This is a genomic window from Serratia sp. (in: enterobacteria), assembly GCF_051654945.1.
Lineage (GTDB): Bacteria > Pseudomonadota > Gammaproteobacteria > Enterobacterales > Enterobacteriaceae > Chania.
In genome coordinates this window covers 1-11589 of the sequence record NZ_JBOFZA010000040.1, presented here as the reverse complement: position 1 = coordinate 11589, position 11589 = coordinate 1, and the positions used below count along the sequence as shown (strand labels likewise).

Genomic DNA, 11589 nt, shown 5'->3' with positions numbered 1-11589 from the left:
ATTGAGGCGGTTGCCAGCGTGGCCGAATCGTCGGCTGGATGAGCTGTTGCCGTACGCCAGCAATCACTTCAGTTAACTTACGGAAAACCCCAACCTCACGCCACGACACAAGGTGCCATCACCGGGCGTTTACAAATGAGCCTTACGGTTAGGCATTTTATTTCTCCGTATGATGAACATAACGGCATGTTACCTAGACGAAAAACAATTGGAATGTGAGTTCACCGCACCATGACGCTTCACAAATCCGTAGTGCGTGAGGAACCGGTTCAGTGCTTTCACGGCCCGTCGCAGGTGATGTCGCGTCCGGGCGAAAATCAGGAAATCATCCATAAACTGGGCATAGCGCAGATGAGGCTGTTGTTCAACGTACCGGTCCGTTTCCGTCAAATGAAAGGCCGCCAGAAGGGGACTCAGGGTGGAGGCACGGGGAATGCCTTTGGTCGACCCCACATGCGTGGGGAAGACACCAATATATTGTGAAAGAGCGATGATTGAAACACAATATTTATGGATTATGTGTGTGATCTTGTGGGACCTGGATGACGCCACCCGCAATACCTTGCGCCAGTAATTCCATCAGTGTCGCAAAGCGAAAAAATCCTGGATATTGCAGGCAGATGTAGTCCATTTGGACTTTTGATGAGCTGTCGAGCACTTGCTTAAAAGCTTCCATGTAGTCATAGCAACCCTGCAGTAATTGGCTATCACCATTTTCTGTCGTAGGAAATCGGCAGCTATAATCGTGGACTGTCTTCGCCAGTTGCTGTTGATCTGCGGTTAAATCGATCACGTTTACCCCCTGAAATGTGTGACTCTGGATGGTGACCCTATTGGGTTAAGAAGCTTTTTTTCGATATCGGTATCCGCTGGGGTGTCTGACGCTAATGGGCGTTTAACCCGGGTCAGCCGTTGTGGTGCAACATGCCAGCGGGTACCGCTTTCGGTTTGAATAGAGACTGTTTTTTTATTCAGACGAACCGGAACACCCGTTACCGTTTGCCATAGTCAGACCGGAAGTTGACCCCCTCTCCGGGCCGAAAATCCGCCACGTTTTGTCTGGTTCGCTGGCGCAGTAACACGTTGAGGCGATCCACAATTAGGGTTGTGTACCGTTATCAACATGTCCTCAGGCATATCATCAATGAGTTCAACAAGATCCATTGCCTGCGCGACGTTTCTGGTTAATTGTTTTTTCATGGAAATTGAGTCCGTTATCTCGTCAGTCACTTAATCGTCGATATCAGGGGGACAAATAATCCAGGTACTGCCCCCAAAAAGTACGTGACCTACGACGTGCTCCCAGGTTTCTGCTTCTGCCAATTTCGTTTTCACTGACAAAAAATCGGCATGGCTCAGGATGATTTCCCCGTGCTCACCCGGTGAGGCCAAGACATAGCCGTCAGCCAACGGTGTTTTTACAGATTGAGCGCCTCGCACCGATCGCCGGTAAAAACTTTTTATACACCCACCGTTTCGCAGGGCTGATAAAATAGCATTCTCGGGTATACGCATACTAAACCTGCTTATGACGGGAAAGGGTCTGGTAAACGGTCGGCTGGGATACCGCGAATGACTCAGCTAGATCGCTGATCGAGTGCTGCCCGGTTTCATGCATCCGGCACGGTTCTTTTTGTTGTTTATCTGATAACCCCGGTTGTTTTCCCCGGTGCTTCCCTTTCGTCCGAGCAATGGCCATGCCTTCGCGGGTGCGCAGATGTATCAGATCTCCTTCGAACTCAGCAAAAGTAGCCAGCACGTTAAAGAGCATTTTCCCTATCGGATCAGCCGGATCATAGATACGGCTTCCCAGTGCCCACTTCATGCTGCTAGCCAGCAGGGCGTCTGCGATCTCCCGTGCGTCAGGAACCGAACGGGCCAGACGATCACGTTGAGGTACAACCAGAGTGTCGCCACGGCGAACCGCAGCAAGCGCCTGATCCAGATCAGACCTCTGCCGGTTTGAATCGGTCAGTCTTTTATCGATGTAAATTCTGTCCGGGGAAACACTCAGTTTGCCCCGTGCTTCCTGCTGAGCCGTTAAATCCTGTTTGTCGGTAGAGCACCGAGCATAGCCGATCCGTATTTCAGTCATGAATGTGTGCGTTTAAGGGGCCATGAAAGAGATTGATACCGTACCAGTTATATGAGACAACGTCAGCAGTGATTTTCTCTGGAGTACAAGCATTCCTTTTGACTGTCCGTTGAGCGATCCTCTTACGGACAGATAAAACAGCGATGACAAAGTTTTGGCGGCTTGCCGCTTAGAACCCCAGATCGCGACTCGGCAATGAAAATGACCGGGTTGACCGTTGACGACCTGGCGCAAATCCGCCATTAATCTATCGCTTTAACAGGCAGGGTAGGCATTGTTAGACAAGACCGGATCCATTACCTCAGAAAACACCACTTCAGCGCTCAGCCATCTCGCGTTCTGCGCCCTAACGGCACTGGGTCTGGCGCGTCAGGACGGCATAGCCGGCACACCCTATGCCGAAAATCTGTTTCTTATTCGCTGGTTGGCCACGGCCCAAAAGCAGAAGCGATTTCCCAAAAGCGTCGCCGTCGACATCAGCTGGCTACTCGAACGCGGGCGTAAGCACGGACCGGCCGGAAAACTGCGTCAGCATCTGGACTACCTGTGGCGCTCCTGCAGTGGCAATCTGTCCGCACAATCAGACCTATTTCGGCTCACCTACGCCTCAGAAACACTGAAAGACCAGGGCTGGGACAATGACGTGATGGATGCTCGGGAGTGGAAATCCGGAGTGGCTCTGACGCCGTCACTTAACAACGGCTTCTACGTCGAGAAAACAGTGCTGAATGCTGCCTTTTCCCAGGACGGACGCCATCTGCACCCTGTACCCTTTCGCATTATCGGTGACATTGTCACCTTTATCCATGTTATGACGGAATATGGTCTGAACGCGAGGATCGTCGACAGCACCCGAGATCATCATACGGTCGTGCTGGAACCCACGTAGCACTGTTCCCAGTCAAACCGGTCAAAAGGAAACACCGATGACAATGGCCGATTTTTGCCGAATGGCGGAGCATATACAGCAGTTGGACGCGCAAGGTGTCACGGAGCCGTACCAGGTTATCAACCGCATAGCACGCCAACCCCCATGATGCCACGTTTCGCCAGTTTTTGACGAATCCCGATGCGCGCGCATATCCATCTTCCGGCTGAATTACACGCCCTGTGCGTGAAGAGCGAAGAAGAAGATAACCACGCTGCTGAAGCTACCCACCACGTAGACAAAGCAGTGAAAAAGCTCCGCGACCAACGGTTTTTTGCATTTATACCTGATGTGTTACAGCCCCTGGTTGCACATCAGGATCGTGTACAGGGGCTGGCGACAGGCCAACAGTAGAAAGTATAAAATTCTGCACTCGCCGCGATGCCGTTTCAGCATCGCGCCCACGAACCTGGCTGTTCAGTGAATCCACCATACGCAGCAAAACAGCATTATCGCTAGTGACATGGTCAGTCAGAAAGGCTTTCAGTTTCGGGTGCGCGTCATAAACAAGAACGCGATGTTTAAGGAGCATATCGGCCCCATACAATTTTCTATGTTTAGCCCCCGACACAGCTTGATGACTCTGCTGATAATGGTCCATTACTATACGACCAAAATTTTCAAGAAAGTTATTACCATTTACTGTAATGCTTTTAATAATATCCAAGAGACTAAACGTTTTCAACTCGTGTGGGCCCAAAAAGAAAGACACTGTATCCGTATCAGTATTACACTCTGTTTTAAATAGTCCTTCGTATGATTCGTTTGCACAAGAGGTAAGATTCTCAAAAATAGTCAGCGGACCTAAGTGACAGCCAACAGGAACTTCACGTTCGCATGAATGCAGGAGGTCATATAGATGTGATAACACCTCTGATTTTTTATCGCTCCTGAATAAATCTTTAAATCTATCCCATAACCCCATGTAGGTTGCCTCTTTTTTATTATCAGCGGTGAACATCCGTTGAACACGGGAGTCTGAAAGGGTATATGTATTATTATGCATGCTTACTTGTAATCCACTCATATATTAAATCCTCATTTTAAATAACAGGTATAAATGTTTAACATGGAAAGTTGCTCATCACTTTCATTTTTTGCTCAGGGTGTGACATTGGTGGGCGTTGGTGCATGGATAGGGTAAGGTTGCAGTCTCCCTTGGCGTTGTGTTTATGCGGCATCGTTAATGGGGTCACCGAATGAGCTGGGCCAATAATACCGGTTTAGCAAGATCCGCCGTAAACCCTCGCCCAGTGCGGGCGGGGATATAAGGCGAAAAGCCCGTAGGGCTTTAAAGATCAGTCAGGTGTTGACTGACTCTGAACGTAGGCTCTGAGCGTTTCAATCGTTGCCCCTCCTGTGCTACAGACAAAGTATGATCTCGACCACAGCAGCCCTGTTTTGCTCTGCATTCGTAACTGTGTATTTTGCTAGCGTAATAACCGCGATGATACCGATTTCAGGTTGTTAACCATCATGCTTACCGCCAGTTTGGGTGGGTAGGCGACCAGAAGGTGTACATGGTCTGGCTCCCCGTCCATTATCTATGATTTCGCATTCCAGCTTTGCGCCAGCAGATAAGAACGCTTCCCGTAGTCGTTCCATCATGCGACCATCAAAGAGTTTATGGCGGTACTTTGTTGTGAAAATCAGATGCACAACCAGCCTGCTCACGCTGTGCCTTTTCCGGAGAAATCCTTCCAGCGCTTCATGTTGATAACTCAATTGATATATCCACCTAAGCTGTTAAAATAAATGAACTATATCAATGAGCGCTGAGTATGTTAAGAGCCACAAAAGTACGCATCTATCCCACACCAGAACAGGCGGAATATCTCAACGCCCAATTTGGTGCGGTACGTTTTGCGTATAACAAGGCTCTGCATATAAAAAAACAGGCGTATAAGCGCCATGGCGTGAGCTTAAGCCCGCGCAAAGACCTGAAACCGTTACTCGCGGTCGCGAAAAAATCCCGTAGGTACACATGGCTGAAAGAATATGATTCTATCGCCCTTCAACAGGCAGTGATTAATCTCGATGTCGCTTTTTCCAATTTCTTTAATCCGAAGCTGAAAGCGCATTTCCCGGCGTTTAAGCGCAAACACGGTAAACAATCCAGCTACCACTGTGTCGGGGTGAAAGTAAAGTGCTCGAAAGCGCAATCAAAATTCCGAAAATTGCGCCGATAGAAGCGCGTCTGCATCGTGAAATAACAGGTACAGTGAAAAGTATTACTCTGAGCCGTTCAGCGACAGGTAAATATCACGCCTCAATACTCTGTAACGATGGTATAGAAGCGCCAGCAAAACCAACCCTGATAACGCGTGTCGCAGGGCTGGATATGGGGCTGGCACACTACGCCATCAAATCTGACGGCGTTAAGATTGCAAATCCACGCCACCTTATCAATGCCAGCCGTAACCTGCGGCGGAAGCAGAAAGCCCTGTCCCGAAAGAAAAAAAGCAGTGCGAATCGTCGCAAAGCCCGTATACAACTTGCAGCCGTACACGAACGGGTAGCGAATGCCCGCGCTGACTTCCAGCACAAACTCTCCCGGGCAATTATTGACGAAACCCAAGCAGTAATTGTGGAGACGCTGAAAACAGCAAATATGATGAAAAACCACAATCTGGCCCGCGCTATCGGTGATGCAGGCTGGAATGGGTTCATCAAAAAACTGGAATACAAAGCAGCAGAAAAAGGCGTTCATCTGGTCAAACTGGATCAATGGTTCGCCAGTTCAAAAACCTGTCATTGCTGCGGACACAAAATGCCGGAAATGCCGCTGAATAAGCGCATCTGGCAATGTCCTGGATGCGGAGTTGAGCATGACCGCGATATCAATGCGTCACTCAATATCCGGCACCAAGGCATACTGGAATTACAGGCAGCGGGACTCGTCGTTTCTGCCCACAGAGGCCAGCGTAAATCCGTCATACAGACGGTTGTGGCCTGAGAAGTGGGAAGCCTCGCCGTTTACGGCGGGGAGCAGTCACGATCATGACGCAGACGTGCTGATCGCGTATGCTCTGTACTTTGGATGTAATACATGGCGAAAGTTGATGTCGTCTGCCCTCAGTGCAATGAAACCCATGGCGTTCGATGTAACGGACATTCCGCATCCGGTGTCCAACATGACATCTGCATCACGGCTTAAAAAGCGTTCAGATCAGCGTTAGCGACTCTGGGGCCAAGCCAGACACACACCAGACCATTGCTAATATGGCAATGAACGCTTCCAGATACAGGAATACCGCTCGAGTGCTGGGTATCAGCCTCAATACAGTTCTGCGGCACTTAAAAAATTTTTGTGGTGAGCAAGAAATAGACCCAACGGTGAGAGCGACATAATCTTAATCTTCGCATACATATCAAACGACTGACCCGCAGAACAATGTGTTTTTTCGACGTCAGAGGAAATGCACGATAAGATCATCGGTGGGTCTCTGACTATTCATCACTACCAATAAATCTGCGTCACGATCGGTTAATGGCCGGAGCTAGAGTAGCGTGAATTGTGTTTTCACTACGTTCGACAAACACGATGTTCATTTTTTGATAAAAATCCGCCCCACATCAATTAAAACCAGAAATCCATTTCGCCGCAACGTCATTTTCTAGTATGAAATTCCACAATATCTTTGTGATGTGAATCACGGCATTTAGAGTGAGTGTCATTAAAAGCAAATAAAATCAATTAGATAAATAAATTTAGCTAAATTAATAAAATTCAAAAAGAGAATAATTTTCTATTTAGGAATGAAATTAACGCTGAAAAAGACAAGCTTTTCTCCAAAGTAGGTAATAGTCTATAAAAAACATTAACACGAGTTTCGATAATGCTAGGAAACGAAACAACTTCCCACTGTCTACTTGCCTGGCTCAAGCGAGAGGTCAGGCCTGCATTAGGATGTACGGAACCTATCGCCATTGCCTTTGCCGCAGCAACGGCGGCCCGGTATGCTGAAGGAAATATCATTGAAGTGTTCGGTAAAATATCAAGGAATCTGTATAAAAACGCCGATGGCGTCAGATTGCCGAACATATCCGGTAATGGTGTACAGCTTGCTGCGGCAATTGGCGCTGTAGGGGGTGATGCGTCACTGATGCTGGAAGTATTGCGAAACGTTAAGCCAGAACATGTTTTTCTTGCCAAGAAATTAGTCAGTGAAAACAAAGTATGCATTCAAACCGTGGACAGCGATGTACTTATTTACGTTGAGCTTACCGTTATTACAGATATAAAGCAGTGTCGGGTGGTCATCGAAGATGACCATATCAATATGACGCATTTATCTGTCGATGGCGTAGCATATCACCTGGCGCAACAGGCCAATGTCAATGACCGCCATTCGGCGACACCGCATCAATTTTCAATTCAGAACGCCGTGGATTTTATTCAGAACGTCGACTACGACAGCATTACGTTTATGCGAGAAGCCATACGGCTCAATAGTGCGCTGTCCGAGGAAGGAAAGCGCGCGCCGTATGGGTTAAATGTCAATGGCGCTCTGCGCTTGGCCGACGCCGATATTTTTCTCCATCACAGCCTTAAAGATCAGATTGTTATCGATACGGTCGCCGCTTCCGACGCCAGAATGGGCGGTGCCGCCTTGCCGGCCATGACCAACTTCGGTTCGGGGAATCAAGGCATCGTCGCCACGATGCCCGTCGTGACACTGGCTAAGTATCTGCAGTGCAGCGAAGAAGAGCTCGTGCGCGCCGTCGCGCTATCTCATCTGGTCGCTATTTCCATTCATTCGCGTTACGCGCGTTTGTCGGCCTTGTGCGCGGCTTCTACCGCCGCGATGGGGGCCGCCGCAGGCATGGCCTGGCTGCTCAGCAAAGATTACGCGATGATCGGCGGTGCCATTAAAAACATGATCGGCGACATCAGCGGCATTATCTGCGACGGCGCATCAGCCACCTGCGCGATGAAGGTGTCCAGCACCACGGCAAGCGCCATCAGATCAGTGCTGATGGCCAAACATCATTTTGTCGCGAATCAACACGACGGCATCGTCCATAAAGATGTGGAAATGACGATTGATGCCTTGTGTCAATTGGCGGCATCAGCAATGCAACACACCGACAGACAAATTATTCAAATCATGTCGGACAAGGCACCCTAAAAAACCAACTATCTATAATCAGACCAAAAAAGGCAACCTTATGAAACCCGTACCCTCTATTGCGACATTGGCCGTACACGCCGGCAACCAAACCGACCCAGGGCATAACGCCATATTTCCCCCGATCGTCACAGCCAGTTCGTTTATTCAACCCAACCTCGGTGAAGGCGGCGATTTTTGTTACTCCAGAGTGGCGAATCCTACGCGAAGCGCCTATGAAAGTGCATTGGCCGAACTTGAAGGCGGCATCTATTGCACGGCGACCGCATCCGGAATGGCGGCGACATCGCTGGTACTCGAATTATTGCCTTGCGATTCACACGTCATCGCCATGTGCGGCGTTTACGGCGGCACCTGGCGGATATTTGAAAAACTGCGGAAAATGACCTCTGGAATGACATTCACTTACGTTGATCTCAACGATCTGCAGGCTGTCAATGCCGCCGTGCAGCCAAATACCCGTTTGATCTGGATCGAAACCCCGACGAATCCGCTGCTGGAGTTGGTCGACATTCAAGACGTTTGCCGGATCGCCAAAGCACGGAATATCACCACGTGCGTAGACAATACCTTCGCCAGCGCGTGGAACCAACGGCCGCTGGAACTGGGGGCTGATATGGTGATGCTTTCCACGAGCAAATATATTGGCGGGCACTCCGATTTGATCGGCGGTGCCGTGATCACCCACCGTCAACACTTGGCCGAACAGTTGAATTTTATCAAAACTACCGTCGGTGCCATTGCTTCCCCGTTCGATGCTTATCTGGCACTCCGCGGCCTGAAAACCCTGGACGTGCGCATGCAACGGCAGTGTCAAAACGCACAAGTCATCGCCGAGTTTCTTGAGGGGCACCCCGCTATTGTCAGCGTCTGCTACCCGGGACTTAAATCGCACCCTCAGTACGCCCTGTGCCAGAAACAGATGCGTTCGGGAGCCGCTGTCGTCACCGTCCGTTTAAAAGGCGACATCCATAATGTTAAAGCATTTTTACCGCGGTTGAATTATTTCGTGTTAGCCGAATCTCTCGGTGGTGTCGAAAGCATGGTGAACCATTCCGCCTCCATGTCGCATGGTGCGATGACCGGCGAAGAAAGGGAGTCTATCGGTATTTATGACACGACGCTGCGCCTGTCGATAGGCATCGAAGATGCCGGCGATCTGGTCGGCGATCTTGACCATGCTCTCTCCTGCATTTCTTGATAATAAAAAGGAAAACTAAAAATGCACGATTACGGGATATGGACCATCATCACACCGCTGGTGACTATTTTTCTGGCGATTTTTACCCGGCAAGTGATCTTGTCGTTGCTGGCCGGGATTTTTGTCGGCTTTGTTGTGATCAACCACAGCCTGCTTGGCGGGGTCGGCGCCACCCTGAATGGCATCATCGATACTTTCGCCTCTGCGGGCAATGCCAGAACGGTCATCTTTATGGTCATGATCGGCGGCATTATGCGGCTCATTGTGGTGACCGGCGGGGTCAGAAGGCTGGTACAATTTTTAACCGAGAAAAATGACTATGTCACCAATAAGCGCGCCGTGCAGTTATTGGCGATGATCGTTACCTCACTGATTTTTATTGAAAGCTCCATCAATCAGTTGATTGCCGGTGCCTCTACCAAAGACCTGGCCAGACGCTACCGGGTATCACCCGAGAAGATGTCTTACATCATCCAGACATCCTGCGTTTCCGTCTGCTCTTCGGTCATGATCAACGGCTGGGGTGCGGCAATGATGGGGGTGATTGGGGTGCAAATAGCCAAAGGTTATCTTGACGGAGAGCCGTTTGAAATTTTAGCGAGCGCTATGGTGTGGAATATTATGGCCTGGTTTTCACTGGCCTCGGTGTTGTTTTATATTCTTTCCGGTTTTTCATGGGGGCCGATGAAAAAGGCTGAGATCCGCTTTGATGAAAATGCGGACCTCCTCGCCGAGGAAGATAGCAAACGGGAAGACGAAGTCATCGATCATCCGGCATGCAATTCGTTGCTTAACTTTTTCATTCCTATCCTCTCGACCGTACTGATGGTTCCTGTCGCGCTCTATATGACCGGTGACGGTCAATTCTCCAGGGGCAGCGGCTCCATGTCCGTTTACTCCGGCGTAATGTTCGGCACCTTAGTTTCCTTCATCTGGTTTACCTTGCGGGGTGTTTTAAATATTGAAAACTTTTTCAAAGAGTTATATATCGGTTACGCCAGCATGGTGAAAATCAGCTCCATCATGATTTTGGCCTTCCTGATGGGACACATTTCTGCAGAACTCAATACCGGACAATATATTGCTGCGGTGACCTCCGGCGTGATCCCCTCCGGCTATTCCATCGGTTTCATCTTCCTGATCAGCGCCGTCATGTCGTTGGCTACCGGTACGTCGTGGGGCACTTTCGCGATCATGATCCCTATCGGCGTGCAGTTGGGCGTCTCTCTTGGTATTCCAGTAGAATATATGATCGGTGCGGCCATTGCCGGTTCTATTTTCGGCGACATGACGTCCCCGATATCCAGCGATGCCATTGTGGCCTCTATGGCAACCAACTGCGAGCATATCGAGCATATAAGAACGCAGTTTCCGTACGCATTGGTGACGGGCGGACTGGCGCTACTGGTTTATCTGGCGCTCGGTTTTTCGCTTTAAACTCGCAAATCGTGGGGGCATCCTCAGACATGGCCCCTAGTCACCGCCCATTCGACAAGAAATTGCTCACAGGAAACACGTACCGCTCATGGCACACCTGTCTGCCCAGAGAATGCAGGCCAACCAACAGATTTTCTTTCTGTCCGACGATGCGGATAACCTGAGAGAACGGCAGTTCGGCATGTATCCTGAGTCAATTCATGTGTTTGGCGGGTTTCATAGTACGATGCGGCTGACGGTGCTTATGCTGTATGCAAAAGGGCTGCAGGTGTCAGACCCAGTAAAGTTTCGGCGCTTCTGGAAAGCAGTAAAACGATACCTCTGGCATGACAATGTTGTCGCCGCACTGGAGATATCGATAATGGCGTCATGTATTGCGATGATCCTGAGCGCAACTATACAGGCCTGAAATCCCTGCCATAACACCTGGATGAAATGTATACCTACATCCGGAACAATAAAATGCACCGGTACGGAGAGCCGGTTTCAACGGCGTTTGTGGAATCAACGATAAATGAAGTGATCGCCAGACGAATGGCCAAAAAACAACAGATGCAGTGGAGCAGAAAAGGGGCGCATTATTTGTGTCAGACCCGGACCGCTGTTCTGAATAACGAACGGCAGGATAAATTCGCCTGCTAGGCTGTGTCCCTTAATTTGTATTAGTCGCGACTTGATCTGACACTGGACCTTGCAAGGTTGAGAGTTACCGGTTTTGATATGGGTGTCGAATCCTTATACAAAACACGAGGTAACTCTCATGCTTCATACTAACAATCCCATCATCAAACATAAA

General features: G+C 49.5%; 10 protein-coding genes and 4 pseudogenes. 8 read left to right on the top strand and 6 right to left on the bottom strand.

Annotated features, from left to right (window positions below; all coding sequences use genetic code 11):
* Positions 1-189: 189 nt before the first annotated feature.
* From ACRDCA_RS05515 to ACRDCA_RS05500, 4 genes are all read right to left on the bottom strand, one after another.
* A complete protein-coding gene (locus ACRDCA_RS05515) occupies positions 190-552 on the bottom strand; it encodes a reverse transcriptase domain-containing protein (RefSeq protein ID WP_438688629.1) in 363 nt (120 codons plus the stop codon).
* Positions 509-793 carry an arylsulfatase regulator gene (locus ACRDCA_RS05510; protein ID WP_438688628.1) on the bottom strand — a complete coding sequence of 95 codons (285 nt, stop codon included), beginning with the start codon at positions 791-793 and terminating at the stop codon, positions 509-511. Before ACRDCA_RS05510 ends, ACRDCA_RS05515 begins: the two co-directional genes overlap by 44 nt.
* A gap of 437 nt (positions 794-1230) precedes the next feature.
* Positions 1231-1515, bottom strand: coding sequence for a cytoplasmic protein (locus ACRDCA_RS05505; RefSeq protein ID WP_438688627.1), 285 nt, complete (start codon positions 1513-1515; stop codon positions 1231-1233).
* A gap of 1 nt (position 1516) precedes the next feature.
* Positions 1517-2095, bottom strand: coding sequence for a recombinase family protein (locus ACRDCA_RS05500; protein ID WP_438688626.1), 579 nt, complete (start codon positions 2093-2095; stop codon positions 1517-1519).
* Between the two features lie 274 nt (positions 2096-2369).
* Between ACRDCA_RS05500 and ACRDCA_RS05495 the strand changes: the two genes are divergently transcribed.
* Positions 2370-2984 carry a DUF2913 family protein gene (locus ACRDCA_RS05495; RefSeq protein WP_438688625.1) on the top strand — a complete coding sequence of 205 codons (615 nt, stop codon included), beginning with the start codon at positions 2370-2372 and terminating at the stop codon, positions 2982-2984.
* Positions 2985-3303: 319 nt separating this feature from the next.
* On the opposite strand, the gene ACRDCA_RS05490 is transcribed toward ACRDCA_RS05495, so the two are convergent.
* Positions 3304-4050 carry a hypothetical protein gene (locus ACRDCA_RS05490; protein ID WP_438688624.1) on the bottom strand — a complete coding sequence of 249 codons (747 nt, stop codon included), beginning with the start codon at positions 4048-4050 and terminating at the stop codon, positions 3304-3306.
* Between the two features lie 271 nt (positions 4051-4321).
* Positions 4322-4748, bottom strand: a pseudogene (tnpA, locus tag ACRDCA_RS05485) (IS200/IS605 family transposase).
* A 56-nt stretch (positions 4749-4804) separates the two neighbouring features.
* Between tnpA and ACRDCA_RS05480 the strand changes: the two are divergent.
* The 7 genes and pseudogenes from ACRDCA_RS05480 to ACRDCA_RS05450 form a co-directional block, all read left to right on the top strand.
* Positions 4805-5134: pseudogene (locus tag ACRDCA_RS05480) on the top strand (helix-turn-helix domain-containing protein); the annotation flags it as partial.
* 35 nt (positions 5135-5169) lie between these two features.
* Positions 5170-5979 carry an RNA-guided endonuclease InsQ/TnpB family protein gene (locus ACRDCA_RS05475; protein ID WP_438688623.1) on the top strand — a complete coding sequence of 270 codons (810 nt, stop codon included), beginning with the start codon at positions 5170-5172 and terminating at the stop codon, positions 5977-5979.
* Positions 5980-6072: 93 nt separating this feature from the next.
* Positions 6073-6493: pseudogene (locus ACRDCA_RS05470) on the top strand (IS1 family transposase).
* A 369-nt stretch (positions 6494-6862) separates the two neighbouring features.
* Positions 6863-8155 carry an L-cysteine desulfidase family protein gene (locus ACRDCA_RS05465; RefSeq protein ID WP_438688622.1) on the top strand — a complete coding sequence of 431 codons (1293 nt, stop codon included), beginning with the start codon at positions 6863-6865 and terminating at the stop codon, positions 8153-8155.
* A gap of 40 nt (positions 8156-8195) precedes the next feature.
* Entirely contained in the window at positions 8196-9356 is a 1161-nt protein-coding gene (locus ACRDCA_RS05460; protein WP_438688621.1) for a trans-sulfuration enzyme family protein, read from the top strand.
* A 21-nt stretch (positions 9357-9377) separates the two neighbouring features.
* Entirely contained in the window at positions 9378-10793 is a 1416-nt protein-coding gene (locus tag ACRDCA_RS05455) for a Na+/H+ antiporter NhaC family protein (RefSeq protein ID WP_438688620.1), read from the top strand.
* An 85-nt stretch (positions 10794-10878) separates the two neighbouring features.
* Positions 10879-11435, top strand: a pseudogene (locus ACRDCA_RS05450) (ISKra4 family transposase); the annotation flags it as partial.
* Positions 11436-11589: the final 154 nt, after the last annotated feature.

Bases quoted from the DNA above. Each gene is read 5' to 3' on its own strand.
- ACRDCA_RS05505 (WP_438688627.1), bottom strand. From the start codon at position 1,515: ATGCGTATACCCGAGAATGCTATTTTATCAGCCCTGCGAAACGGTGGG.
- ACRDCA_RS05500 (WP_438688626.1), bottom strand. From the start codon at position 2,095: ATGACTGAAATACGGATCGGCTATGCTCGGTGCTCTACCGACAAACAG.
- ACRDCA_RS05490 (WP_438688624.1), bottom strand. From the start codon at position 4,050: ATGAGTGGATTACAAGTAAGCATGCATAATAATACATATACCCTTTCA.
- ACRDCA_RS05465 (WP_438688622.1), top strand. From the start codon at position 6,863: ATGCTAGGAAACGAAACAACTTCCCACTGTCTACTTGCCTGGCTCAAG.
- ACRDCA_RS05460 (WP_438688621.1), top strand. From the start codon at position 8,196: ATGAAACCCGTACCCTCTATTGCGACATTGGCCGTACACGCCGGCAAC.
- ACRDCA_RS05455 (WP_438688620.1), top strand. From the start codon at position 9,378: ATGCACGATTACGGGATATGGACCATCATCACACCGCTGGTGACTATT.